General features: G+C 58.5%; 19 protein-coding genes and 1 pseudogene. 16 read left to right on the forward strand and 4 right to left on the reverse strand.

What is annotated here, in order from left to right; translation table 11 throughout:
- Positions 1–48: 48 nt before the first annotated feature.
- The 3 genes from ACOYNV_RS06905 to ACOYNV_RS06915 all read left to right on the forward strand — a co-directional run bounded on the left by ACOYNV_RS06905 (position 49) and on the right by ACOYNV_RS06915 (position 1,576).
- Positions 49–261, forward strand: coding sequence for a hypothetical protein (locus ACOYNV_RS06905; RefSeq protein ID WP_422899020.1), 213 nt, complete (start codon positions 49–51; stop codon positions 259–261).
- A 97-nt stretch (positions 262–358) separates the two neighbouring features.
- Positions 359–781, forward strand: a complete 423-nt coding sequence (locus tag ACOYNV_RS06910; RefSeq protein WP_422899021.1) for a hypothetical protein — start codon at positions 359–361, stop codon at positions 779–781.
- A gap of 672 nt (positions 782–1,453) precedes the next feature.
- Positions 1,454–1,576 (forward strand): hypothetical protein, encoded by a 123-nt coding sequence (locus tag ACOYNV_RS06915; protein ID WP_422899066.1) that lies wholly within the window; start codon positions 1,454–1,456, stop codon positions 1,574–1,576.
- 25 nt (positions 1,577–1,601) lie between these two features.
- Here ACOYNV_RS06915 and ACOYNV_RS06920 read toward each other — a convergent pair.
- Positions 1,602–2,033, reverse strand: a pseudogene (locus ACOYNV_RS06920) (TRAP transporter large permease subunit); the annotation flags it as partial.
- 219 nt (positions 2,034–2,252) lie between these two features.
- On the opposite strand from ACOYNV_RS06920, the gene ACOYNV_RS06925 reads away from it, so the two are divergent.
- Together ACOYNV_RS06925 and ACOYNV_RS06930 are read left to right on the forward strand one after the other, a co-directional pair.
- Positions 2,253–2,873: a histidine phosphatase family protein gene (locus tag ACOYNV_RS06925; RefSeq protein WP_422899022.1), complete on the forward strand. Its 621-nt coding sequence runs from the start codon at positions 2,253–2,255 to the stop codon at positions 2,871–2,873.
- A 2-nt stretch (positions 2,874–2,875) separates the two neighbouring features.
- Positions 2,876–3,037, forward strand: a complete 162-nt coding sequence (locus ACOYNV_RS06930) for a hypothetical protein (RefSeq protein ID WP_422899023.1) — start codon at positions 2,876–2,878, stop codon at positions 3,035–3,037.
- Positions 3,038–3,185: 148 nt separating this feature from the next.
- On the opposite strand, the gene ACOYNV_RS06935 is transcribed toward ACOYNV_RS06930, so the two are convergent.
- Both ACOYNV_RS06935 and ACOYNV_RS06940 read right to left on the reverse strand, forming a co-directional pair.
- Positions 3,186–5,723, reverse strand: a complete 2,538-nt coding sequence (locus tag ACOYNV_RS06935; RefSeq protein ID WP_422899024.1) for a PAS domain S-box protein — start codon at positions 5,721–5,723, stop codon at positions 3,186–3,188.
- Positions 5,720–8,656, reverse strand: coding sequence for a chemotaxis protein CheB (locus tag ACOYNV_RS06940; RefSeq protein ID WP_422899025.1), 2,937 nt, complete (start codon positions 8,654–8,656; stop codon positions 5,720–5,722). Before ACOYNV_RS06940 ends, ACOYNV_RS06935 begins: the two co-directional genes overlap by 4 nt.
- A 1,046-nt stretch (positions 8,657–9,702) precedes the next feature.
- Here ACOYNV_RS06940 and ACOYNV_RS06945 point away from each other — a divergent pair.
- The 5 genes from ACOYNV_RS06945 to tkt all read left to right on the forward strand — a co-directional run bounded on the left by ACOYNV_RS06945 (position 9,703) and on the right by tkt (position 15,768).
- Positions 9,703–11,712: an acyl CoA:acetate/3-ketoacid CoA transferase gene (locus tag ACOYNV_RS06945; RefSeq protein ID WP_422899026.1), complete on the forward strand. Its 2,010-nt coding sequence runs from the start codon at positions 9,703–9,705 to the stop codon at positions 11,710–11,712.
- 410 nt (positions 11,713–12,122) lie between these two features.
- Entirely contained in the window at positions 12,123–12,359 is a 237-nt protein-coding gene (locus ACOYNV_RS06950) for a ribbon-helix-helix protein, CopG family (protein ID WP_422899027.1), read from the forward strand.
- A complete protein-coding gene (locus ACOYNV_RS06955; RefSeq protein ID WP_422899028.1) occupies positions 12,356–12,490 on the forward strand; it encodes a hypothetical protein in 135 nt (44 codons plus the stop codon). The genes ACOYNV_RS06950 and ACOYNV_RS06955 overlap by 4 nt, the downstream gene beginning before the upstream one ends.
- 322 nt (positions 12,491–12,812) lie before the next feature.
- Positions 12,813–13,637 carry a pyridoxal phosphatase gene (locus tag ACOYNV_RS06960; protein ID WP_422899029.1) on the forward strand — a complete coding sequence of 275 codons (825 nt, stop codon included), beginning with the start codon at positions 12,813–12,815 and terminating at the stop codon, positions 13,635–13,637.
- 127 nt (positions 13,638–13,764) lie between these two features.
- On the forward strand, positions 13,765–15,768 hold the full coding sequence (tkt, locus tag ACOYNV_RS06965) for a transketolase (protein ID WP_422899030.1): 2,004 nt from the start codon (positions 13,765–13,767) through the stop codon (positions 15,766–15,768).
- A 421-nt stretch (positions 15,769–16,189) separates the two neighbouring features.
- Here tkt and ACOYNV_RS06970 read toward each other — a convergent pair whose 3' ends face one another.
- Entirely contained in the window at positions 16,190–16,447 is a 258-nt protein-coding gene (locus ACOYNV_RS06970) for a SemiSWEET transporter (RefSeq protein WP_422899031.1), read from the reverse strand.
- A 100-nt stretch (positions 16,448–16,547) separates the two neighbouring features.
- On the opposite strand from ACOYNV_RS06970, the gene ACOYNV_RS06975 reads away from it, so the two are divergent.
- The 6 genes from ACOYNV_RS06975 to fusA all read left to right on the forward strand — a co-directional run bounded on the left by ACOYNV_RS06975 (position 16,548) and on the right by fusA (position 26,953).
- The gene (locus tag ACOYNV_RS06975; protein WP_422899032.1) at positions 16,548–17,348 is read left to right on the forward strand and encodes a sulfite exporter TauE/SafE family protein; all 801 of its coding nucleotides are present in this window, start codon (positions 16,548–16,550) and stop codon (positions 17,346–17,348) included.
- Between the two features lie 247 nt (positions 17,349–17,595).
- Complete coding sequence (scpA, locus tag ACOYNV_RS06980) at positions 17,596–19,770, forward strand: methylmalonyl-CoA mutase (protein ID WP_422899033.1); 2,175 nt, start codon at positions 17,596–17,598, stop codon at positions 19,768–19,770.
- A 27-nt stretch (positions 19,771–19,797) separates the two neighbouring features.
- On the forward strand, positions 19,798–20,802 hold the full coding sequence (gene meaB / locus ACOYNV_RS06985) for a methylmalonyl Co-A mutase-associated GTPase MeaB (RefSeq protein ID WP_422899034.1): 1,005 nt from the start codon (positions 19,798–19,800) through the stop codon (positions 20,800–20,802).
- A 63-nt stretch (positions 20,803–20,865) separates the two neighbouring features.
- The gene (locus ACOYNV_RS06990) at positions 20,866–22,398 is read left to right on the forward strand and encodes an acyl-CoA carboxylase subunit beta (RefSeq protein WP_422899035.1); all 1,533 of its coding nucleotides are present in this window, start codon (positions 20,866–20,868) and stop codon (positions 22,396–22,398) included.
- A 130-nt stretch (positions 22,399–22,528) separates the two neighbouring features.
- The gene (gene accC / locus ACOYNV_RS06995) at positions 22,529–24,517 is read left to right on the forward strand and encodes an acetyl-CoA carboxylase biotin carboxylase subunit (protein WP_422899036.1); all 1,989 of its coding nucleotides are present in this window, start codon (positions 22,529–22,531) and stop codon (positions 24,515–24,517) included.
- A 378-nt stretch (positions 24,518–24,895) separates the two neighbouring features.
- Complete coding sequence (fusA, locus tag ACOYNV_RS07000) at positions 24,896–26,953, forward strand: elongation factor G (RefSeq protein WP_422899037.1); 2,058 nt, start codon at positions 24,896–24,898, stop codon at positions 26,951–26,953.
- Positions 26,954–26,971 lie beyond the last annotated feature (18 nt).

Genomic DNA, 26,971 nt, shown 5'->3' on the forward strand with positions numbered 1-26,971 from the left:
TAGAGGAATTTCTCGCTCAAATTCAAAGTTATCTTTTGCGTCCATGGGGTGATCACCCCGTATCTTGGTTATTCGCAGGTGAAATCGAAGGCGGTCACGCTGAAGACGCCGCTGCCGCCGCCGCTCATTGCTCGGTTATCCCTGCTCACCGCAGGGACGCATAGCGACCAGCACACGGTGTCGATTGGTACACGCTGGGATTTCCAGAAAAACCTGGCGCTGAAGGGGCAAGTCGATCTTGTCCGCGGCACCCCCCAGTAGGTCTTTCCATTCCGTGACCCAGCCCTTGGCTGGGACGGCCGCATGAACGTATTCAGTGTGGCGCTGGATTTCGTGTTCTAGCCCGACGATGAATTTTATGCGCCCCCTCCTTGTTTCCGTCCTGCTGAGTTTGAACCTCGGCGGACAGGCGCTGGCCGACGTGGTGGTCGTCACGCGTGCGCTGAGCGGGGTCGAACGACTCAGCCCCGACGATGTGACGGACATTTTTCTCGGCCGCTACCGCAAGCTTCCTTCGGGGGCCAGTGCCATACCGATCGACCAGCCTGCCGGCAGCAGCCTCAAGGCCGAGTTTTATCGCCAACTGGTTAACAAGGATCTCTCCGAAATAAATTCCTACTGGGCCCGCCTGTATTTTTCCGGCAAGACTTCGCCGCCCGTGCAGGCTACCAGCAATGCCGAGGTGCTCAGCCTGCTGGCCAGAACGTCTGGTGCGATCGCTTATATCGAGCGCAAGCAAGCAGACTCGCGCTTCAGTATCGTCCTCGATTTTTCCCAATAGAAAAACGAAAGTGCGGACCATGTTGTTTACGATGCGGTCGACAATGCGCGGCCTGTTGAAAGACGGAATCCTCCTCAGATCAATCATCGCTACCGCGCTGGCCTTCATCCTGGTCGGCATCGCCACCGTGGCCCACACGGCCTATACCAACAGGGAAACGGCGCTGCGCGAATCGGTCACGCACCTGAACCAGTTGCTTGACACCGTCGAAAGCACCTTGCGTGTCGCCTGTTTCGTCAAGGACGAGGCGCTGGCCAAGGAAGTGGCGCGTGGTCTGTTGAGCAACACCAACGTGCTGCGCGTCGCCATTCTGCAGGGTTCGGAAACCATGGCTGACATGCAGCTCAGCAAGCCCGGCCGCCCGGAAAGGCCGGAAGCCGAAAATGTCCTGCAGCGCGATATCGACTCCCCGTTCAAGGCCGGGCAGGTTATCGGGCAGATCCGGCTGACTCCTGATCCAGCAGTCATCGCTGACCAGGTGCGCGAAGAGGTGATCCTCGCCGCCATTCAACTCGGCTTGCAACTGGCGCTCATTTCCGGCGCCGTCGTCGTTACCCTGCTGTTGTTCGTCGTTCGACCGATCAGCGCCATGTCCCGGCATCTGCACCGCATGGACCCGACGGCGGGCGATCGCTTGTCGCCGAAGGCGTCGAGACCGAAGCCCACCTGCACATCTTGCGCGAGATGGGCTGCCACTATGCCCAGGGCTACTACCTCTCACGGCCGCTGCCGGCCGAGGATTTCGCCATTGCCGCCGAACGTATAAGCACCCTCCTGGCCGCGCCGCGTTCATAGACTCTGCGGTGAGTTCTCCCGGGTTTTACCTTGTCTTCTCCTCGCTGGCTTCCGGTGCTTGTGCGCCAGGCTGGAGTGCCGAGTTGTCGTACTCGTAGGCCGGGATATCGATCTGTACCGAATCGGCATTGATGCCGGTTCCTTTGTCGAGGCTGAAAGTGACCATCTGCGGGAACAGGATGACCAGACCGACCATGATGATCTGGATGCCGACGAAGGGGATGGCGCCCCAATAGATGTCACTGGTTTTTACCGACGCCGTGGCGACCGAGCGCAGGAAGAAGAGCGCGAAACCGAACGGCGGATGCATGAACGATGTCTGCATATTGACGCCGAGCAGCACGCCGACCCAGATCAGGTCGATGCCCAGCTTTTCGGCGACCGGCCCGAGCAGCGGGATGACAATGAACGACAACTCGAAAAAGTCGAGGAAGAAGGCGAGAAAAAATACTAGAATCCGTGGCGGAGAAGGGCGATTTCCGGCACACTTTTGGATGATTGCTGTTAAAGCTGCCTTGGACAGTTGAGCACCGTCTGATCCAGGCCTGAAAAGGGGAAAAGATTATTGCACAGAATGTTCCCATGCGAATGCTGCCACCCCACTTGGCTTGCCAGCGGGCAAGCTTGACCAAGCACCTTGTCATGTCGATATTTTTTGAATGAGCAACCCGAATTCATGATCAGCGAAACAACACGAATCTGCTTTGTCCGCCACGGTGAGACAGACTGGAATATTGAACAGCGCATGCAGGGGCATATCGACTTGGCGCTCAACGCGAACGGCCAGGCACAGGCGGTTGCAGCCGGACCTCATTTTTCCGGTTTGCCGGCCGCCGCGCTGTACAGCAGCGATCTGTTACGCGCCCGGCAAACGGCGCAGCCGATAGCGGATGCGCTTCGCCTTCCGGTTATCTTGCTGCCGGCACTTCGCGAACGTAACTTCGGCCGCTGCGAGGGGATGACCTTTGAGGAAATCGCCGCCAGCAATGAAGAAGATGCGCGCGCGATTGAAAGCCGCGATCCGGATTACGCTACGCCAGGCGGTGGCGAAAGCCGGCGCCAGCACGAAACGCGAATTTTTGGCTGCATTGGCAGGCTGGTAAGCGACCATCCCGGGCAGACCATCGTGGTGGTCACCCACGGCGGCGTGCTCGATGTCATCTATCGCCGCGTGCGTGGCTTGCCGTCCGACGCGCCCCGTGACTACCCGATCCCGAACACCGGAATCAACTGGGTGGCCATCAACGGCGAGCAGTGGCTGATCGAGAGTTGGGGCGAGACGGCGCATCTCGAATAGCATTGCGCCGCTCTGGACCGCTATCAGCCGCCGTCATTGCGGCTGGCCGCTACGCGCTTACTGTCCTTGGCAATATCGAGAAAAGCCTGCGCTCTACCGGAGCCTTCGAACTCGCCCAACTCGCCGCGATCGAAAACGATCCGCAGGTCATCGGCGAAATATAGCTGATCTCTCTGGACGTCTTGTGGCGATTGCGAAATCTCGGGCGCAACACCCGACCCGCTCCCGCAAGGGAATGCCTGACCAGGCTGCGGGGAGCGCGAGCGTCCGTAATCTGCCGTATTTCGTGGTCTTGAACCTCACGTACCCCGATCAATTTTCTTTCGCTAACCACTTGAGCAGGGTCTCGAACAGTTTGTCCGGGTCTACCGGCTTGCCAATGTGGTCGTTCATCCCGGCATCGATACAACGTTGCCGGTCTTCGTCAAAGGCATTGGCGGTCATTGCCAGAATCGGCGTGTTCTGCCGTCCGGGGATGGCGCGGATCGCTTGCGTGGCTTCGATCCCGTTCAGCCTGGGCATCTGAATGTCCATCAGGATCAGGTCGTAGTCGATATGCTCGGCCATCTCCAGCGCTTCAACTCCGTCCTCCGCAAGATCAACCGTAAGCCCGGTTTCCTCGAGCAGCCAGCGCGACACTTCCTGATTGATCGGTTCATCTTCAACCAGCAGGATGCGCGTGCCTGAGAAATGGGTTTTCAGATGTTCTTCGGCAGAGCGGACGTTCAGCCCGTGAGCCTGTTCCTCGACATGGGTGCCCTTGTCGAAACGGGCGGTGAACCAGAAGACGCTGCCCGTGCCGGGCTGGCTTTCGACTCCGATGCTGCCGTCCATCATCTGGACCAGGCGCTTGCTGATGGCGAGTCCGAGGCCGGTACCGCCATAGTGGCGCGTCATCGATCCATCTCCTTGTTCAAAGGCGGTGAACAGACGTTTTTGGTCTTCGCTTGAAATACCGATGCCGGTGTCCCGTACTTCAAAGCGCAGGAAAACGTGAGCGGGATGCGCTTCGGCCAGGAGAACGCGGATGGTGATGAAACCCTGAGCAGTGAATTTGATGGCGTTGCCGGCCAGATTGAGCAGGATCTGCCCAAGGCGCAGGGGATCGCCCTGTAACGGCTGATTGGCAAGTTCGGGGGTAACGTCGATGAGGAGTTTCAGGCCTTTTTCGGTGACCTTGTGTCCGATCAGGCTGCCCAGGTTTTCGAGGACGCTGCCCAGTTTGAAGCTTATCTGTTCGAGACTGAGCCGTTCGGCCTCGATCTTGGAAAGGTCGAGGATGTCGTTGATGACGCCGAGCAGATGCTGGGAGGCCAGCGTGACCTTGGTCAGCTGATCGGTCTGGCGGGGGTCGGTGGCCCGGCGCAAAGCCAGGTTGGTCATGCCCATGATGGCGTTCATCGGGGTGCGCAGTTCGTGGCTCATGTTGGCGAGGAAGGTGCTCTTCGCCCGGTTGGCTGCTTCGGCGGCTTCCTTGGCGATGGAGAGTGCAGTGGTGCGTTCCTGCACCAGATCTTCAAGATGCTGCCGATAGTGGTCGAGTTCTTCGGAAATCCGCCTTTTCTCGCTGACATCTTCCTTGACCGCGACGTAGCTGGTGATTTCGCCGCCCGCATCGCGAATCGGGGTGATCCGCACATATTCGTAAAAAATCTCGCCATTCTTTTGCCGATTGCAGAATTCGCCGGCCCAGGACTTGCCTTGGACAAGGGTTGCCCAAAGTTCGTCGAAGACTCCCCGCGGGGTCAGTCCGGAGTTGAAAATACTCGGGTTCTGTCCGAGCAACTCCTCTGCCGAGTAACCGGATGATATTACGCAGGCAGGATTGACGTATTCAATCACCGAATCCTTATCGGTAATGACGATGCTTTCCGGGCTTTGCTCGACGGCACGGGAAAGTTTGCGCAGCTGATTCTCGGCGTCTACCCGGTCGGTGATGTCCAGGCAGTGGCCGATGTAGCCGATAAATTGACCTGTACTATCGTAGCGTGTCGTCCCGTTATCCCTGATCCAGCGGTACTCGCCGTCCTGATGACGGAGTCGGTAATCGATGCTGAACGCTTTGCGTTCATCAAAGTTGCGGCCATAGGTTTCGTTGTAGCGCTCAAAGTCATCCGGGTGAACACCCTCGGCCCAGCCATTGCCCAGTTCCTGCTCCAGGGTGCGCCCAGTGAATTCCAGCCAGCCCTTGTTGATGTAGTAGCGCGATCTGTCGGTAGTTGCGGCCCAGATCAGGGTCATGCTGCTGTCGGCCAGGGTGCGAAGATTGTGTTCGCTTTCGCGCAGCGCCATTTCGGTGCTCTGGTCAACCAGCACCAGCAAGGTTCGCCCTTCGTGCTGTGATTCTTCATGCAAGTGGATGACGTGCACATCACAGTGGATGGTATGGCCGGCACTGCCCTTCAGACCAAGCAGATCAATGGTCTGTGGCGCCAGGTTGGCCCGGTCGCGGAGGACCTGGTAAATCTGGCTGCGGCTATCCATCTCGAAGAGCTGGAGCGCCGAACGACGTTGCAGTGACACATTCTGGCTCAAGCCAAGAAACTCGCTGGCTTGCAGGTTGGCCTCGACGATGAAGCCCTGGCCATCAACGATGATTCCTGGAAGCGGGAGATTTTCAAACAGGGCACGATATTTTTCGAGCGCCAGCGAGATCTCGCTTTGCGCACTGACCAGTTCCTGATTCTGAATCTCAAGCTCGGTCTGATAGACCCGCAACTCTTCGACCAGATGCCGGACTCCACTTTCTCCATGGCTTCCAGGGGCATCAATCAAGCCGGATTGGCTGCGTTCGATGGCGGCTTCCGCCCGTTCGCGCAATTCTGTAAGGTTGACCTGGCGATGGTTCATGGTGTTGTCCGCAGATACCCGCTTGAAATATTGACGTGACTGATCACCGCCCCGAAATCCCCGCCCAGTACCGGGGCGGCATTCATCACGAACCAGCGCTGTTCGGTGGGTGAGTGGCAAGGATAGTCGAGGGAGAATTGCGGCAGCGTGCCTTCGAGAACTTCGCGCAAGCCCTGGACGGCGGCGCTGGCAATGGCGTCATCCGCATGGATACCCGCCTGGCAGGCGTTGAAATAATTGGCCCCCGGGCCGGATGCCTTGAGATCAAGGTCGCCATTGGCACGCGCAAAGCGGCGCCACGCCGTATTGATCATGACGATGGTTCCCGCCGGGTCGACCACCGCGATATGCTCGGGCAAGGCGTCGATGATCGATTGCAGCCGTTTTGCATCATGGTAGGCGGTGACGTCCACAAAGGTTGCCACCGCCCCACGGACGGTGGTCGAAGCCACGAGATAAGGCAAGATGCGGATCAGATAGGTTCGTTTATCGTCGTTCGAATCGATTTCACGTTCGATCATGCGCCCCGTATCGAGCGTTTTCTGCAAGTCTTCCATCAGGTCCGGGTAGTTGAGCACATTGGAAACTTCATCCAGCGGGCGACCCAGATCCGAATCGCGCAGCTTGAAAATCTGCGTGGCGTCCGGGCTGAAACGGGTAATCAGCAACTTGGAATCGACGAACACCGTGGCCACGCCAGCGGCCTTGGCCATGCCGTCAAGGTCGGCATTGGCGCGGTTCAGCAGCAACATTTTTTCCTGGAATTCGGCATTGACCGTATTCATTTCTTCGTTGACCGATTGCAACTCCTCGTTCGAGCTTTGCAGTTCTTCGTTGGAGGACATCAGTTCTTCGTTGGTCGCCTGCAGTTCTTCATTGGACGTTTCCAGTTCCTCGATGGTGGACTGCAGGCTGTCGCGCGTTGCTGCGAGTTCACGTTCAAGGATGGCGACGCGCTCAATGGTTTCCGCGTCGACATTGACCGACCCCAACTGCGCCGGGTCTCGGGCCGTTTCAGGCTCGAAGCAAAGCAGCGTCAGACGCTCCTCGCTTTCGCTCTCGATCGGATGCGCCGACAAGCGAAGCGTTCGTCGCTCGCCGTTGTTCAGCGTTGCTTCAACCAGATCGGACGCCAGCGGGCAGCGGTCACGAGCCGCTTTGTAAAGCAGCGCCGAGGCGACAGGAACCAGCGAATCGGGCAGCAGCCGGTTGATTTCAAGGCTCGCCGTTCCCGCCCTGGCATGCAGGTAAACATTCACATCGCCATATAGATGAACGGCCTCCTGGTTTTCATTGACGATGATGGCCGGCGGTGCAAATTTGTTGATCAGGGTGGCAATGCCGGCATCGGAGACGCTGCTGTCGGTTGGCCGACGCCGCACCTTGCTGCTTTGGGCGGCCCTGCCGAGAACCGGATGCGGATAAATCGCGCCGCCTTTGCGATCGAGGAAGGGGAGCTTCATCACCCCTTTGCGCCGGAACAATTTGTGTTTGGCATTGATCGTCTGCAAGCCTTCGGTCATCGCCGCCAGCGACTCGCTGGGCCCGAGCAGCAAGGCGCCGCCCTGGTTGATGGCGTATTGCAGCGAACGCAAGGCGCGTTCCTGTGCGGCTGACTTGAAATAGATCAGCGTGTTGCGGCAGGACACCAGATCCATCTTGGTGAAGGGCGGGTCCGAGAGCAGATTGTGGCGCGCAAAGACGATGCACTGACGCAATTCGGTTTTGACCACGAAGTTATCGCCATTGCGGACGAAAAATCGTTCAAGACGCTCCGGTGACAATTCCGCCGCCGCCGACTCCGGGTACTGGCCGATGCCTGCTGTTTCAACGCACTGCGGATCAACATCGGTGGCGAATATTTTCAGATTGGGCCAGCGCCGCTCGCGCTCGAAGGCTTCGAGGAACAGCATGCCAATGGTGTAAGGCTCCTCGCCCGAGGCAACGCCGGCGACCCAGACGCGAATCGTGTCGCCGGTCAGCTTTTCGGCAACCATCGGCGTAATAACCTTCTCAGAAAGCTCGGCGAAGGTATCCGGGTCGCGAAAGAAGCTGGTGACCGAGATCAGCATTTCGCGGCGCAGGGTAATGACTTCGCCGCGGTCGTTTTCCAGCAGGTCCAGGTAGAGGTAGAGTTCGGGCGTGTGGCGCACCTGCATGCGCCGTTCAATCCGGCGCATGACGGTGGCCGGCTTGTAATCGGAGAAGTCGATGCCGCCAATCTGATGCAGCAACTGCAGGATGGCGGACAGAACATCGTCGCTGGTCATCGTTGCATAAGGGATGGCTTTGGCTGTCGCCTGCACTTCCTTGTACGGCAGATTGAGAATGTGGGCGACAAGCCTGGCCGGCAGTTCTTCTGCCGGCAAGATGGCATCGACCACGCCGGTGGCGATGACGCTGCGCGGCATGCCGTCGAATTTGGCCGATTCCGGTTCCTGGGCCATCAGGAAACCACCGGCGGCATTGATCGCCACCGCACCGCGCGTGCCATCGGTGCCGGTGCCGGAGAGGATGATGCCCAGCGCGTATTTGCCGTAGATGTTGGCCAGCGACGACAGGAAAATGTCGATCGGCAGCGTCAGTCCGCGTGGATTCTTCGGCGTCAGGTGGAGGTGGCCGGCCGTGACATGCATGATCGCACCGGGCGGAATGAGGAAAACGTGATTGCCCTCGATCGGCATGTCGTCTTCGACCATGTTCACCGGCATTTCCGTATGGCGGGCCAGCAGGTTGCTCATCATGCTTTTGTGGTCGGGCGACAGATGCTGGACGACGACAAACGCCGCACCGGTATCTACCGGGCAGAAATTGAAGAATTTCTCCAGGGCGTCAAGCCCGCCTGCCGAGGCGCCAATGCATACGATGTAACCGTCAAAGCCTTTGGCCTCGGGCGCCGATGGCGCCAGCCGGGACGATGTCTTTTTTCTCATAAGGGGACTTTCTCAGTTTGGTGCACGGGCTCTACGGGTTCGGATGTTGATTTGCATGCCTCCCGGCTCACTGGCGCATCCTCGGATTGCCTGTTTTTTTCTCAAACCACCACAGTACGCTGTTTTCCCCGCTCGTTGGCGTCCGGGATTGCAGCATTGACCTGCCGGTACTTGTCGTCATGCTTGTCTTGGCCCGAAGGCTCCCTGGTCTGGGCGCTTGCCCTTGCGCCAGCAATAGATCCCGGCGAATAAACTGAGGCCACACTGCTGGTGGTCTTTTCCCGCTCCGGATGTACAGCAGGGTCTGGTCGTTTTCTTCGTAGCGCGAATCTACGCTCGCCAAATAAATTTGCGCCATTTAACTCAGTGCGTCCGAAAACCGGTTCATCTCAGGCGAGAAGGCAGGATTCATGCAGGTGGTCATTGGCGTGACCAGCCTGATTGCCGGCCAGGCGTAAACTGCAAACGAGGGCGAGGAGAAAGAACACCGCTACCGTCAGTTAATGGGGCAGCAGAAAGGATGTGCATTTTTTGCATAATGAATACTAACCAAAGTAGTGCCCGTTTTCAATCGAAAGGGGCGGGGTGAATAATGCCCATGACGCAGAACGGCCTGCTCGGCCCCACGAAGTCTGGTCGCACATTGGCAGCGGAAGCCAACAACCCGATTGCGGCCGGGAATGAAGTCGAATGCGCGGCTTAATTCGTATCAAGGATTGTATTGACTCAGCGATCCCAATTACACTCTTCAACAAATGGATTGCGTCAGGTAGCCAAAGAGTTGCCGTTCGCAAAATCCTGCCAGGGAGAACGCATTGAACCGCAAAGCAGTCATGCGACTGGCCGGCGATCTCGCCTGTTGTCAGCCCGCCTTTGCCCGCGCTATTGATCCAGACCGTGCGCATATAAGCGCTAGCGCCCATCGCGTGCCAATGCTGTTTCGGGATGACTCTTCCGCACGTCCTGGATGAATGGTGTCGCGCTGGCCCGGCCCTTCAGCGAACAAGATGATTCTCTGCGCCGAATAACACTCGAGGAAATCTGATATGCCACTGACCACCCACCCGCTGCTGACCAACCCCCAGCAACTCCCCGGAAAGCGCAACAAGATCGTCAGCGCCGCCGAAGCCGTACGCCTGATCCGCGACGGCGACACGGTATCTACCGGCGGCTTCGTCGGCATCGGTTTTGCCGAGAATATTGCCGTCGCCATCGAACAGCGCTTTCTCGGTGCTGACCCGCAATCGCCGGCCGGCAGTCCGCGCAACCTGACGCTGGCCTATGCCGCCGGACAGGGTGACGGTAAGGAGCGCGGCCTCAACCACCTCGGCCATGCGGGACTGGTGGGGCGCGTTATCGGCGGACACTGGGGGCTGGTGCCCAAGCTCCAGCATCTCGCCGTCAGCAACCGCATCGAAGCCTACAACCTGCCGCAAGGCATCATCACCCATCTCTTCCGCGACATTGCGGCAGGCAAGCCCGGACTGCTCTCGCGCGTCGGCCTCGGCACCTTCGTCGACCCGCGTCATGGCGGCGGCAAGATCAACGAGATCACCAAAAAAGATCTGGTCGAACTGATGATCATCGACGGCGAGGAATACCTCTTCTACAAGACCTTCCCGATCAACATCGGCATCATTCGCGGCACCACCGCCGACCCCGACGGCAACATCAGCATGGAGAAGGAAGCGCTGACGCTCGAAGCGCTGGCCATCGCCATGGCCGCGCACAACTCGGGCGGCATCGTCATCGCTCAGGTCGAGCGCATCGCCGAGCGCGGCTCGCTCAATCCCCGGCAGGTAAAAATCCCCGGCATCCTGGTCGATTGCGTGGTCGTCTCGGAGCAGCCCGAATATCAGATGCAGAGCTTCTTCGAGACCTACAATCCGGCCTTTTCCGGTGAACTCCGGGTACCCATGTCGTCGATTCCGAAGATGGCACTTTGCGAACGTAAGGTCATCGCCCGCCGCGCCGCGATGGAACTGAAAGCCAATAATGTGGTGAACCTTGGCATCGGCATGCCCGAGGGTGTGGCCAGCGTTGCAGCCGAAGAAAAGATCATCGACCTGTTGACGCTTACCACCGAGCCTGGAGCGATCGGCGGCATTCCGGCCGGCGGCCTGAGCTTCGGTGCGGCAATCAACGCCGAAGCGGTCATCGACCAGCCCTATCAGTTCGATTTCTACGACGGTGGCGGGCTCGATCTTGCCTTCCTTGGCCTGGCCCAGGCCGATGCCTGCGGCAATCTCAATGTCAGCAAGTTCGGCAAGCGCCTGGCCGGAGCTGGCGGCTTCATCAACATCAGCCAGAACGCCAAGAAGGTCGTCTTCGTCGGCACCTTTACGACCGGCCATCTGGCGGTGGCGGTCAGTGATGGCGGCTTGAAGATTCTCAAGGAAGGCGAAACGACCAAGTTCGTCGCCAGCGTCGAGCACCGCACCTTTAGCGGCGAATACGCATTCAAGCGCAAACAGACGGTACTTTACGTGACCGAGCGCTGCGTTTTCCGCTTGATCGAGAGCGGGCTGGAATTGATCGAAATCGCTCCCGGCGTCGATCTCGAACGCGACATCCTGGCGCACATGGCCTTCCGTCCGGCGATCAGCCCGGAGCTGAAGCTGATGGATGCGCGCATCTTCCGCGACGAGCCGATGGGCATGCGCGACGACATGCTGACGCTACCGCTGGAACAGCGCTTCGGCTACGACGAAAAACACAACATCTTCTTCATCAATTTCGAAGGCCTCATGGTGCGCAGCAAGACCGACATCGCGCATCTGCGCAGCGTCATCGAAGCCTGGCTGGAACCTATGGGCCACCAGGTCTATGCGATCGTCAACTACGACAACTTCATCCTCAACCCGGAGCTGCTCGACGACTACATGGACATGGTGCGCGACCTGGGCGAGCGTTTCTACATCCGCGTCACGCGCTACACCACCAGCACTTTCACCCGCGCCCGCCTCGGCGATGCGTTGGCCGAGCGGGATGTCAAAGCGTTATTTTTCACCACTTCGGAAGAAGCTCTGGCCGAATTGCAGAAACCGGCGGAATAGCGCCTGCTAATCAAACGAGGAGCAAGTCCGATGACTCCGAAATTGCCGGACACTTCCTGTGGAGCGCATGAATAGGCGATCTACGGACAATAAGGCTGAAGAGCGGCGTATTCATTGGCTCTTAAGCCACAGCAAGGCGTAGAGCGCCATTCTGCGCGGGTTGCGTGGCAGGTGGCTGCGGGATTTGTTTGGCAAAGGGAAAAGTCTGTTTCAGCACGCGGATCGCCCCCGCGTGCATCGACGTACTTGATTCGCTTGGAGGTGCGCAACGCTTCGCGTTTCACACCCTACAAAACCGCAGTCCCCGCCAACGTCTCCGGTCGGTAGCTGATGCGACAACGGCCCGGCCCGCCCCTTGAATTCACCACCCGGCGGATATAACATGAAAAAATGTTATACGGAGCACCCGCATGAACTTCAACATCTACCTTGACGACGAGACCGGCCAGCAGCTGACTCAAGCCGCAGCGCAGGCCGGAGAAACCCGCAATGCCACGATCCGGCGTGCCGTCAGCGAGTGGCTGTCACATCACAGCCAGCAGCATTGGCCGGAGGCCGTGCAGAGCTTCAAAGGCATGGCCGACATGCCGATCTTCGAAGCCAGTCGTGACCGGCTGAAACCACCTGTGGCTGATCCTCTGGCATGAAATACCTGTTCGACACCTGCACGGTCAGTGACTTCGTCAAGGGTCAGCCGAATGTTCTGGCGCGGATCAAGGCCACCTCACCCAGCCTGATTGCCGTCTCCGTCATCACGCGCATGGAAATCGGTACTTGATTCGCTTGGTGGTGCGCAACGCTTCGCGTTTCACACCCTACAATACGGCACTTGGGTACATTAATCAAAGGGGCCAGGGTCGCATTAATCAGCAATTAAAAGGAGTCAGATCGCATGGCCCCGCTTTTTCGCACCTGGAATACCAGATCATCAGGGTGGTTCCGGGAAATCTTCCAAACTTCCAATAATCGCCTCCAGGGAACTGGATTATTTCTGGCATACTTTTCCGTAGAGTCGATGCGTGGGGTCCGCACCTTGTAGGCCGCTTTGTGCGACGGCGATGCTCACTGAGACAACCCCCGAACTGCTATTGGAGGCCTGAATGAAGTACCGACTGGTTGCACTTGATCTCGACGGAACCTTGCTGGATAGCCAGTTGCAGATTCGTAGCGAGACGATCGAAGCGCTGCAGCGCGTGCGGGCGAATGGCGTGCAGGTAATGATCGTTACCGGTCGCCATCACGTCGCCGCCTATCCTTACTGGCATCAGCTCGGCCTGGAACTGCCGGCCATCTGCTGTAATGGTACCTATATGTACGATTACCGGCTGGGCCGTCCGCTGACCGGCAATCCGCTGCCCCGGCAGCAAGCCCGCAGCCTGCTGGAACTGGTCCGCAAGCACGCCATCTACACCATGATCTACGTCGACGAGTTCATGGCCTACGAAGCGGAAAGCAAGCACCTCAAGCTTCTCCTCGAATGGGCGGCCGCTTTGCCGGTTGAAGTGCGCCCGCGCATCGACCGGGTGCCGTCCTTTGAGCGCTTGCTTGAAGAAAGCGGGACGATCTGGAAGTTTGCCTCGGCCGGTGACGACCTGCCGATCATGAGCGCCTTCGCCGCAGATATGGAACAAACGCTGGGTCTCAGTGGCGAGTGGTCGGCCCACAACCGGCTCGATATTGCTCGCGCCGGCAACAGCAAGGGCAATCGCCTTGCCGAGTGGATCGCCGAACAAGGCATCGCGCGTGAGCAGGTGATTGCCTTTGGCGACCAGCAGAACGACATGGAAATGCTGCGTGTGGCAGGCATCGGGGTGGCCATGGGAAACAGCCGGGCAGAGGTGCAGGCGTGTGCCGACTGGGTTACCGGCAGTAACGACAGCGACGGCATCGCGTCCGCCCTGAAGCGTTTTGTACTGACACCTTGATAGCATCTGGCTAAAATAATAGACAGCCTATGGATTTGAAATCGCGCTCCATTTTATTTATTGGCTATCTATCGATGTCATCTTTGTGCTAATTGACAAATTTTTCAATGGATCTGGGGGTAAGCAAATGGTTTCTCAAGCTGCGCTGGCCAATGCAATACGTGTGCTGGCCATGGATGGTGTGCAAGCGGCCAATTCGGGGCACCCGGGTGCCCCGATGGGTATGGCTGAAATTGCGGTGGCCTTGTGGAGTCGGCACCTAAAGCACAATCCGGCCGACCCGAAATGGTCTAACCGGGACCGTTTCGTACTCTCCAACGGGCATGGCTCGATGTTGCTCTATGCGCTGCTGCACCTGACCGGCTACGCCCTGTCGCTCGATGAGCTGAAGCGCTTCCGCCAACTGCACAGCAAGACCCCCGGCCACCCGGAATACGGCCACACGGCCGGCGTCGAAACGACCACCGGCCCCTTGGGGCAAGGCATTGGCAACAGCGTCGGTTTCGCCCTGGCCGAAAAGCTGCTGGCCGCCGAATTCAACCGCGAAGGCTTCCCGATCATCGACCACTACAGCTACGCCTTGATGGGCGATGGCTGCATGATGGAAGGAATCTCCCACGAAGTGTGTTCGCTGGCGGGCACCTGGAAGCTCTCCAAACTGATCGCCTTCTACGACGACAACGGCATCTCCATCGACGGCCACGTTGAAGGCTGGTTCACCGACGACACCCCCAAACGCTTCGAAGCCTATGGTTGGAACGTCATTCGTGACGTCGATGGTCACGATGTCGAGGCCGTCGATCTGGCCATACGCGCCGCCAAGGCGCAGCATGACAAGCCGACCCTGATCTGCTGCAAGACGGTCATCGGCAAGGGCTCTCCGAACAAGGCGGGGACGCACGACGTGCACGGCTCCCCGCTCGGCAAGGACGAAATAGTCGCAACACGCGCCGCGCTGGGCATCACCGAGGGCGTCTTTGAAGTGTCTGAGGCGGTTCGAGGTGCCTGGGATGGTCGCGCTGCTGGAGCCAAATATCAAGCCGAGTGGCAGGCAATGTTTGCCGCCTATCGCGCCGCGCATCCGGCGCTGGCCACCGAGTTTGTGCGCCGTTCGAAGGGCGGGCTGCACCCCGAGTTCTCCGCCAAGGCGGACGAAGCCCTGAAAGCCATCGCGGCCAAGGCGGAAGTGATTGCCACGCGCAAGTCGTCGCAAAACGCCATTCAGGCCCTGGCCCCGGTGATGCCGGAATTCATTGGCGGCTCCGCCGACCTGGCCGGGTCCAACCTGACGCAGTGGAAGGGTTGCCGCAGCGTGCGTCCGGAAGCCATGGCCGCGGGCGGCAACTACATCCATTATGGCGTACGTGAATTCGGCATGGCCGCGATCATGAACGGTCTGGTCCTGCATGGCGGCTTCCGCCCCTTTGGCGGCACCTTCCTGATGTTCTCCGAGTACGCGCGCAACGCCATCCGCATGGCCGCGCTGATGCAGATCAATCCCATCTATGTCTTCTCGCATGACTCCGTCGGTGTCGGCGAAGACGGCCCGACGCACCAGCCGATCGAGCAGACCGCCACCCTGCGCATGGTGCCGAACCTGGATGTCTGGCGCCCCTGCGACAGCGTGGAAACATTCGTCGCCTGGCAGGTCGCCATCGAACACCGCAGCACCCCGACCGCCTTGATCCTGACGCGCCAGAATCTTCCGCATCAAACTCGCGACGCAGATCAAATCCGGGCGATTCGGCACGGTGGTTACATCCTCAAGAATTGCATCGGCCAGCCTGCGGCCGTGATCATCGCCACCGGCTCGGAAGTGGGCCTGGCGGTGGATGCCCAGCAAGCCCTCGCCGAGAAAGGGATCGCCGTGCGCGTCGTGTCCATGCCGTCGAGTTTCGAGTTCGATCACCAGGAGGCGGCTTATCGTGAATCGGTGCTGCCGCGCGGTGTGCCTCGCGTAGCGGTCGAAGCCGGCGTCACCGGTTACTGGCGGCAGTACGTGGGTCTGGAAGGCGCAGTGGTCGGTATCGATCGTTTCGGCGAGTGCGGACCCGCCAGCCAGGTGTTCGAATACCTCGGCATCACGGCCGCCAAGGTGGTTGCGGCGGTGCAGGGGGTGATCGCACGCTGATTCAGGGCTTCGGCTAACGCCGCTCGCGAAAACTGAATAAAAGACCCGGCGATCCTGTCGGGTCTTTTTCATTCAGTCATGGAGATTGATCGGCAGTTAAGGACAAGCGGGCTACAAGCCAATGAATGCGGGCATCTTCAATGGCAATGCCATGGCAGCCAATGTTTACGCCGATCTCGCGGCATGCATCGCCAGGATGGTGTATTGACGGCCTTGTAGCCTGAGAGGGTGTGAAAAAAGCCTGAACACCCACCGCAGAGACGCAAAGGGGCAAAGAAAACGCAGAGGAACCCCCTCGTTTTTTTCAAGGTTTTCTCTGCGAAACCTCTGCGGCTCTGCGGTGGATTTTTGATATTTTCACGGACTATGCTGCCGAAAAACAGCACCATAACAAGGTGCGTCCTGCCGTTCGCCGGATTACTCACCCGAACTTGAGTTTCATCACCAGCACGGCGCCAGCCAGTATCAGGGTGACGACGTTGGCCAGAATCACCGGCCACGATTCAATGAGCACGCCATAGACCAGCCAGGCGGCGATACCCAGCGTGAATAACAGGTACATGCCGAGCGAAACGTCCTTGGCCGATCGCGTTCGCCAGACCTTTAACACCTGCGGCACGAATGAGACGGTCGTCAGGATGGCGGCGATAAAGCCGATAATGGAAGTTGTGGAATTCATGAGTCACCTATTGTGATGAGAATGATAGACCAGCCTGCTCGCCTCTTGCGGGTTTAATGCGTTGTCAGGCTACAATCCTGCCTCGATCAAGGAGATATCTGTGACCTGGTGGCTGGCGTATAGCGGACTTGGCCTGTTTGCCGGCTTCTTTGCCGGCATGCTGGGGATTGGTGGCGGGCTGGTGATGGTGCCGCTGCTGACCATGATGTTTGCGGCTCAAGCCGGATTCCCGCCCGGTGAAGTGCTGCATCTGGCGCTTGGCACTTCCATCGCAACGATTCTTTTCACTTCGCTTTCGAGCCTGCGCACTCATCATCAACACGGCGCCGTACTCTGGAAAGTGGTGATCCAGATTACCCCGGGAATTCTTTTCGGCACATTGCTCGGTACCAAGTTCGCCTCCTATGTGCCGGCCAAACCGCTGGCGCTTTTTTTCACCGTCTTTGTCTGTTTTGTTGCCATGCAGATGATTCTCAACCTGAAGCCCAAGGCTTCGCGTGAGTTGCCGGGATCCGGCGGGGTGTTTGCCGTTGGTACGGGAATCGGCGCCGTCTCGGCACTGGTGGCCATCGGCGGGGGCTCGCTGACCGTGCCCTTCCTGACCTGGTGCAATGTGCGCGTACAGAATGCGATCGGCACCTCGGCCGCCATCGGCTTCCCGATTGCCGTGGGCGGCAGCCTGGGCTACATCTACAACGGCTGGGGGCACATCGATCTGCCAGCGTGGAGTCTCGGTTTCGTCTATCTGCCGGCGTTGCTCTGGCTGGTTCCATCCAGCATGCTGATCGCCCCGCTTGGCGCCAGGCTGGCACATCGCCTGCCCGTGGCCACCCTTAAACGGATCTTTGCCTGTGTACTTATCGCCTTGGCGGCGAAGATGATGTTGAGCCTGTTTTCCTGATCAGGAACTATGCAAAAAGGCTGCTTCACGGAGCCTTGATTTCGAACGTGTAATATTGGCTGCAAGGCCTGTTTTCACTTGCCTTGAAGCCGGGTATTAAGTAGCATTATGAACTCGTGTCGAGTTTGCAGCCGCAGTTCGGCGCACCGCATACCAGCGGAATACGTTTTTCTGTGATTTTCTGTGAATTTCTGTATCTCCGATTGAAAAACGTCCCCAAGTTATTTACCTTCTGAAAGGTCTAGTCATGTCCAACGAGAGCAATCCTCCGCTGCTTGATTCATCAAATATCGACGCCTGGAAAAAAGCCGCTGCCAAATCGGCGCCCGGCGGCAATATTGATGCCATAAACTGGGTGACCCCGGAAGGTATCGTCGTCAAGCCCCTGTACACCAAGCAGGATGTTGCCGGACTGCAATACACCGACACGCTTCCCGGCTTGGCGCCTTTTGTTCGCGGCCCGCAGGCCACCATGTATGCCGTGCGTCCGTGGACCATCCGTCAGTACGCCGGATTCTCGACCGCCGAAGCCTCCAACGCCTTCTATCGCAAGGCGCTGGCCGCCGGCGGACAGGGCGTTTCGGTGGCCTTCGACCTGGCCACGCACCGCGGCTACGACTCCGATCATCCACGCGTTACCGGCGACGTCGGCAAGGCCGGCGTGGCGATTGACTCGGTCGAGGACATGAAGATACTGTTCGACGGCATCCCGCTGGAAAAAATCTCGGTATCGATGACCATGAACGGTGCGGTGCTGCCGATTCTCGCCGGCTACATCGTTGCCGCTGAAGAGCAGGGCGTCACGCAGGAAAAGCTTTCGGGGACGATCCAGAACGATATCCTCAAAGAGTTCATGGTGCGCAACACCTACATCTACCCGCCGACACCGTCGATCAAGATCATCTCCGACATCATCGGCTACACCTCGCAGCACATGCCGAAGTTCAACTCGATCTCGATCTCCGGCTACCACATGCAGGAAGCCGGTGCGACGCAGGCGCTTGAACTGGCCTTCACGCTGGCCGACGGCCGCGACTACGTCAAGACCGCCATCGCCTCGGGCCTGGATGTCGACGTCTTTGCCGGACGCCTTTCCTTCTTCTTCGCCATCGGCATGAACTTCTATCTCGAAGTGGCCAAGCTGCGCGCCGCCCGTCTGCTGTGGTGGAAAGTCATGCAGGAGTTCAACCCGAAGAGCCCGAAGTCGTCGATGCTGCGCACCCACTGCCAGACCTCCGGCTGGTCGCTCACCGAACAGGACCCCTACAACAACGTCGTGCGTACCACCGTCGAAGCAATGGCGGCCGTATTCGGCGGCACCCAGTCGCTGCATACCAACGCACTCGACGAAGCCATCGCCCTGCCGACCGATTTCTCGTCACGCATCGCGCGCAACACCCAGCTCATCATTCAGGAAGAAACGCACATCACCAATGTCGTCGATCCGTGGGCTGGTTCCTACATGATGGAAAGGCTGACGCAGGATCTGGTCGACGAAGCCTGGAAGATCATCAAGGAAGTCGAAGCCATGGGCGGCATGACGCACGCCGTCGAATCGGGCTGGGCCAAGATGCGCATCGAAGCCTGTGCGGCCGACAAGCAAGCGCGCATCGATTCCGGCAAGGACGTCATCGTCGGCGTGAATAAATACAAACTGCCCAAGGAAGACGCGATCGATATTCGCGATATCGACAACAACGCGGTTCGTGATTCCCAGATTGCCCGCCTGAAGAACATCCGCGCCAGCCGCGACAGTGCGGCCGTGCAGGTCGCACTCGACGCCTTGACCAAGTGCGCCGATAGCGGTGAAGGCAATCTGCTCGACCTGGCGGTCAAGGCCATGCGTGTGCGTGCGACAGTCGGTGAAGTTTCCGACGCTCTGGAGAAGGTATTCGGTCGCTTCCGCGCCACGCAACAAACCGTATCCGGTGTCTATGGCGCTGTCGTTGAAGGCATTGCCAGTTGGGAGTCGCTGAAGGCCGATATCGAAAAATTCAAGGAGGAAGAAGGCCGTCGTCCGCGCATCATGATTGCCAAGCTTGGTCAGGATGGCCACGACCGTGGCGCCAAGGTGGTGGCCACCGCCTTCGCCGACCTCGGCTTCGACATTGACGTTGGCCCGCTCTTCCAGACACCGGCAGAAGCGGCGCGACTGGCCATTGAAAACGACGTGCATGCCATCGGCGTCTCCTCGCTGGCTGCCGGCCACAAGACGCTGCTTCCCGAGCTGGTCCAGTCCCTCAAGGACCAGGGCGCCGATGACATCATCGTGTTTGCTGGTGGTGTCATTCCGGCCCAGGATTACGACTATCTGCTCAACGCCGGCGCCAAGGCCATTTTCGGACCAGGCACGCGCATTGAGGATTCGGCAACGACGGTGATCGCCGAAATACGGAAGGCACGCGCCAACGCCAAAGCCTGAGCACGAACAGATCGTAAGCCATTGCCAATGGACGAGATCCTCACGCCCTACGCGCAACTAGACGCCGTCGACCAGCAACTGGTCGACGGCGTACTGGCGAATAACCGGCGCTCGCTGGCAAAAACCATCACCCTCGTCGAATCGACGCGCAGCGACCATCAAGTCCGCGCGCAGCAGGTATTGACAGCGCTTCTGCCGCACACCGGCAAGGCCATCCGCGTCGGCATCTCCGGCGTGCCTGGTGCCGGCAAGTCAACCTTCATCGAAACCCTTGGCATCTATCTGATCGAGAGCGGAAAACGCGTCGCTGTCCTGGCCGTCGATCCGTCTTCTTCGGTGTCCGGAGGCTCCATTCTTGGCGACAAGACCCGCATGGAGCTCCTCTGCCAGCAGGAATCCGCTTTCATTCGTCCGAGCCCGACGGCCGGTTCGCTGGGCGGCGTTGCTGACAAAACGCGTGAGGCGATGCTGCTTTGCGAGGCGGCCGGATTCGATGTCATCATCGTTGAAACGGTCGGTGTCGGGCAATCCGAAACAACCGTTGCCGGCATGGTCGACATCTTCGTCCTGCTGCAACTGCCGAACGCCGGCGACGACCTGCAGGCCATCAAGAAGGGAATCGTCGAGATTGCCGACCTGATTGTCTTCAACAAGGCAGACATTGACGAGCGCGCCGCAGAAATTGCCCGTGTCCAGATGCGCACTGCACTCACCATGCTGCGCTCGGCCAGCCCCAACTGGCGGCCGCCGGTACTCACCTGCAGCGCCCTGGCCAAACGCGGCATTCCCCAATTCTGGGCAGAAATCGAGCGTTATCGTGAAACAATGGACGCCAGCGGCGAGTTCGAAAGCAAGCGACGCCGGCAGGCGGTTGACTGGATGTGGAGTCTGATAGACTCGGGATTACGCCACTATTTCCGCGAACATCCGGCGGTACATGTCGCCCTGCCTGGATTGTCGCGTGATGTTGCTGAAGGCCGCACGACACCTGGCTCTGCAGCGTATCGACTGCTTTACAGTTTGAAGGTTTGAAAAGGTTTTGAACAGCACGTTTTGATTAACCTGAAACATCTCGATTAACAGGGAGAATGCCTCATGCACGACATCATTCGCCAGCTTGCAGACAAGCGCGCCGCCGCTTGCCTCGGTGGTGGCCAGAAACGTATTGACAGTCAGCACGCCAAGGGAAAACTTTCCGCCCGCGAGCGCATTGAACTACTTCTCGATGCCGGTTCCTTTGAAGAGTGGGACATGTTCAAGGAGCATCGGTGTACGGATTTCGGCATGGCCGAGCAATCCGTTCCGGGTGACGGCGTTGTAACCGGCTATGGCACGATCAATGGCCGCCTGATGTTCGTCTTCTCGCAAGACTTCACCGTCTTCGGCGGTTCGCTTTCCGAATCGCATGCCGAGAAGATCTGCAAGCTGATGGATCACGCCATGAAGGTCGGCGCACCACTGATCGGCCTCAATGACTCCGGTGGCGCACGCATCCAGGAAGGCGTTGCATCGCTCGGCGGCTACGCGGATGTTTTCCAGCGCAACGTAATGGCCTCCGGCGTCATTCCGCAGATTTCCCTGATCATGGGACCGTGCGCGGGCGGGGCGGTGTATAGCCCGGCAATGACCGATTTCATCTTCATGGTCAAGGATTCATCGTACATGTTTGTCACCGGGCCGGAAGTCGTCAAGACCGTGACCCACGAAGATGTCACCGCCGAAGAACTCGGCGGCGCCATAAGCCATACCAGCAAGTCCGGCGTTGCGGATCTGGCCTTCGAAAACGACGTCGAAGCACTGATGATCCTGCGTCGCTTTGTCGGCTTTCTGCCGGCCAATAACCGCGAAAAACCGCCGGTGCTGCCGGCCCAGGACCTGGCCGATCGCCTCGACTTCTCGCTCGATACACTGGTTCCGGATAATCCGAACAAGCCCTACGACATCAAGGAATTGATCATCAAGGTCGTTGATGATGGCGATTTCTTCGAACTGCAACCCGATTACGCCAAAAACATCATCATCGGTTTTGGCCGCATGGATGGTTCGCCCGTTGGCATCGTTGCCAATCAGCCACTGGTGATGGCCGGTTGCCTGGACATCAAGAGCTCGACCAAAGCGGCACGCTTCGTCCGCTTCTGCGACGCCTTCAATATTCCGGTGGTTACCTTTGTCGACGTTCCCGGCTTCATGCCTGGTACCGCGCAGGAATACGGCGGCATCATCAAGCACGGCGCCAAACTCTTGTACGCCTACGCTGAATGCACGGTGCCGAAGATTACCGTCATTACGCGCAAGGCTTACGGTGGCGCCTATGACGTGATGTCCTCGAAGCACCTGCGTGGCGACGTCAACTTCGCCTGGCCTTCGGCTGAAATCGCGGTGATGGGGCCGAAGGGCGCCGTCGAAATCATTTTCCGCGAAGAAAAAGGCAATCCGGCCAAGCTGGCAGAGCGCGAAGCCGAGTACAAAGCCAAGTTTGCCAACCCCTTCGTCGCCGGAGCCCGGGGATTCATCGACGACGTCATCATGCCGAACGAAACGCGCAAACGCATCTGCCGTTCGCTCGCCATGTTGCGCGACAAGCAGCTTGAGAATCCCTGGCGCAAACACGGCAACATTCCCCTCTAATTAACGATTAACCGCAGCAGACAGGGAGAGCGCGAAGACACGGAGACCAGTGAGAAAGCACTAAATTGTTCTCTCTTACCTCCGTGCCCTCTGTGCCTCTGTGTCCTCTGCGTTGAAAGAGGCTTTCCAAATGTTCAAGAAAATTCTGATCGCTAATCGTGGTGAAATTGCCTGCCGCGTAATCAAAACTGCCCGACTCATGGGCATCGCTACCGTAGCCGTTTATTCCGAAGCAGACAAAGACGCGCTGCATGTCCTGAGTGCGGACGAATCCGTATGCATCGGACCGGCGGCGTCGAAGGACTCCTATCTGTCCATCGACAACATCATCGCCGCCTGCAAGCAGACCGGTGCCGAGGCCGTGCATCCCGGCTACGGTTTCCTTTCCGAGAATCAGGAGTTCTCGAAGCGTCTTGAAGAAAACGGCATCATCTTCATCGGCCCCAAGCACTATTCTGTCGCCGCGATGGGCGACAAGATCGAATCGAAGAAACTGGCTATTGCTGCCAAGGTCAATACCATTCCCGGTTACAACGATGCCATCGCCGACCCCGCTCAGGCGGTCGAAATTGCCAAGGGGATCGGCTATCCGGTAATGATCAAGGCTTCAGCCGGCGGTGGTGGCAAGGGGCTGCGTGTCGCCAACAACGATACCGAGGCTTTCGAAGGCTTTGATTCCTGCCGCAACGAAGCGCGCAACAGCTTCGGCGATGATCGCGTGTTCATCGAAAAGTTTGTCGAAGGACCGCACCACATCGAGATTCAGATCATCGCCGACGCCCACGGCAACACTGTTTACCTGCTTGAGCGGGAATGTTCGATTCAGCGCCGGCACCAGAAGGTCATCGAGGAAGCGCCGTCGCCTTTCATCGACGACAGCGTCCGCAAAGCCATGGGTGAGCAAGCCGTAGCACTGGCCAAGGCGGTCAATTACCAGAGTGCAGGCACCGTCGAATTTGTGGTCGGCTCCGACAAGTCGTTCTATTTCCTCGAAATGAATACCCGTTTGCAGGTCGAACACCCGGTTACCGAAATGATTACTGGCCTCGACATAGTCGAGTTGATGATCCGGGTTGCGGCCGGAGAGACACTCCCCTTCAAACAGGAAGACATCAAGCCGAAGGGCTGGGCCATCGAGTGTCGGATCAACGCCGACGACCCATTCCGTGGTTTCCTGCCATCTACCGGACGGCTGGTGAAATTCCAGCCACCGGAAGCCGTCGAAGGCCAGGTGCGTGTAGACACCGGCGTGTACGAAGGCGGCGAGATATCGATGTACTACGACTCGATGATCGCCAAGCTGATCTGCCATGGCGATGATCGTAATCAGGCAATCGAGCGCATGCGCGACGCGCTGAATGCCTTTTTCATTCGTGGTGTCAGCTCGAACATTCCCTTCCAGGCGGCGCTGTTACAGCACCCGCGTTTCGTTTCGGGCATCTTTACTACCGCTTTCATTGCCGATGAATACCCGAATGGTTTTATCGCTGCCGAAGTTCCCTACGAAGATCCGGGACTGCTGGCCTCGGTCGCCGCTTTCGCACGACGTCGTTACATTGATCGCGCTGTACAGATCAGCGACCAGATGCTCGGGCATCCGCGCAAAGTGGCCAAGCAGTGGACGGTGGTCATCGAAGGCATAAATTACCAGGTTGAACTCGAAAAGATTCCTGGCGGCTACTCGATCACCTGCGGCGAAAAGCGTTACGACATCGTTTCCAACTGGCTGTTCAGGGATCTGGTTTTCCGCGGCACATGCAACGGCCAACCCATCTGCATGCAAGTCGAGCGCGCCGGACTGGAGTATCGCATCAGCCATTTTGGCAAGCAGGTCAAGGCCGTCGTGATGTCGGTCAAGGCTGATCGCTTGCTGGCCAAAATGCCGGTCAAGACGCCTCCGGATCTCTCGAAGTTCCTGCTTTCCCCGATGCCGGGACTGCTGCGGGAAGTTCTGGTTCAAGCCGGGCAGAAGGTCAGTGTCGGCGAGAAACTGGCCGTCATCGAAGCCATGAAGATGGAAAACATCCTCAAGGCCGAAAAAGATTGTGTGGTGAAAAAGGTCGTTACGGAAGCCGGAGAAAGCCTGTCCGTGGATCAGGTGATCATCGAGTTCGAGTAGGCAACATTCGAGTGAGCCGGGTTATTACCCGATAGGCTCACTCTGGAGTACAAGAACAAGCCCGCCGACGAATACTTATTCGTCGGCGGGTTTTTTTTAAGCTGATCAGTTCACCGCTACGGGTCAATTATTTTCTGATCGCTGTGCATCGTTGCTCATATCGTGCAACTCATCGAGGTATTTATTTGTCTTTCAGTTCGTCGAAATTTGATCTGGCGTTTTGGTGGCGAAGACCCTTACAGCCTGCTTTGTTATCTGGTTACAAAGGGTAGAATGCATAAAGTTGTGGATGAATCATGAGTAGTCAGTTGCTCTAAGAGGGGCATTGTCTGGTTCTCGCCCCCAAGAAGAGCGCCTTTAACATAATTGGGAGAAAACATGGGTCAGAACACCACCGTCAATCTTCGCTCCGTTGCTCTCGTTGGCCACGGCGCTGCCGGCAAAACCACGCTTGCAGAATCATTGCTCGCCGCCGCCGGCGCGATTAGCACTCGAGGATCGGTTGAAAGAGGCAATACCGTTTGCGATTTTGACCCGCAGGAGAAGGAACTCGGGCACTCGCTAAATTCCGCAATGATCAGTTTGAACTGGCTGGACACCCAGGTGCATATGGTCGATACGCCCGGTTACCCGGACTTCGCCGGACAGGCCATCGGTGCGCTGGCCGCTGTTGATACGGCGCTGGTGGTCATAAACGCGCAGACCGGCATCGAGCTTTCGACCGAGCGCATGATGAAGCTCGCTGCAGCCCGTGATCTCTGCCGGATGATCGTGATCAACAAGATTGACGCCGACAATGTTGACCTGCCCAAACTCGTTGGTGAAATCCGCGAAACTTTCGGACGCGAGTGCATGCTGCTCGATCTCCCGGTGCACCACGGCCAGGAGGTGGTTGAGCTACTCGGCCACGACGATGGCGAGAGCGATTTCGAATCGGTAGCCACGGCCCACCGGGCGCTGATCGACCAGATTGTCGAGGAAGATGAAGAACTCCTCGCACGCTATCTGGAAGAAGGCGCCGATCCCGGCCTTGACGAACTGCACGCTCCTTTTGTCAAGGCGCTGCGTGCCGGCCACCTGATCCCCATTCTTTTCGTTTCCGCAAAAACCGGCGCTGGCGTTACCCAATTGCTCGACGCGCTGGCCAGGCTGGCGCCCAACCCGATCGAGGGCAATCCGCCACCGTTCTACAAGGGGGAGCCGGGCGACCAGAACAGTGTTCCTTTCCACGCCGAGCCTGATCCAGGCAAGCATGTTCTGGCCCACGTTTTCAAGGTAGTCAGTGACCCCTTCATCGGTAAGCTCGGTGCCTTCCGCGTACATCAGGGCACCATAAGAAGGGACTCGCAGCTTTATGTCGGCGATGCCAAAAGGCCGTTCAAGGTTGGTCACCTGTACCGCATGCAAGGCAAGGATTACGTCGAGGTCGACGCGCTGGTGCCGGGCGACATCGGCGCCATTGCCAAGGTTGATGAAATCGAATTTGACTGCGTCCTGCATGATTCGCATGACGAAGACCACATCCATCTGAAACCGCTTGAATTCCCGCAGCCGATGCAGGGCCTGGCCGTCGAGACCAAGCGCAAGGCCGACGAACAACGCCTGTTTGATGTGTTGCACAAGCTTGAAATCGAAGACCCCTGCTTCAAGGTCGAGCGCCACCCGACGACCAACGAGACGGTCATCCGCGGGCTCGGCGAAATGCATCTGCGCGCCAAGCTGTCACGCATGGCCCAGCAGTTCAAGATCGAACTGGAGACCAAGGCGCCGCAGATTGCCTACCGTGAAACGATCACCGGCAAGGCCGAAGGTCATTGCCGGCACAAGAAGCAGAGTGGCGGAGCCGGCCAGTTTGGCGAAGTCATGTTGCGCATCGAGCCCATGGAACGTGGTGGCGGTTTCGAGTTTGTCGATATTGTCAAAGGCGGAGCCATCCCCGGCGTCTACATGGCCGCGGTCGAAAAGGGCGTGCGTCAGGCGCTGGAAGACGGCGTTGTCGGTGGTTTCCCCGTGCATGACCTGCGCGTCATCGTCCATGATGGCAAGTCGCACGCGGTCGACAGCAAGGATATCGCCTTCTTTGCCGCAGGACGGAAAGCGACTATCGAAGCCATACGCGCTGCCTCGCCGATCGTTCTTGAACCGGTTGTCGACATCGAAGTTCTGGCTCCGGATGCGTCCATCGGCGACCTGACCGGTGACCTTGCAAGCAAACGCGGGCAGGTTACCGGAACGCAACCGCGTGGCGTCGGTACCATGTCGATCAGTGGCAAGGTTCCACTGGCCGAGCTCGACGACTACCAGGGACGACTCAAGTCGCTGACCGGCGGGCAGGGTTCCTACAGCATCGCCTTTTCCCACTACGCTCCGGTGCCGGCAGCCACCCAGCAGCAACTGGCTTCGCAACACAAGACTGTCGGCCTTGAGGATGACTGAGCGCCTGTGAAAATATCA

Origin of the sequence: Propionivibrio sp., from assembly GCF_049316945.1 — a bacterium.
GTDB lineage: Bacteria > Pseudomonadota > Gammaproteobacteria > Burkholderiales > Rhodocyclaceae > Propionivibrio.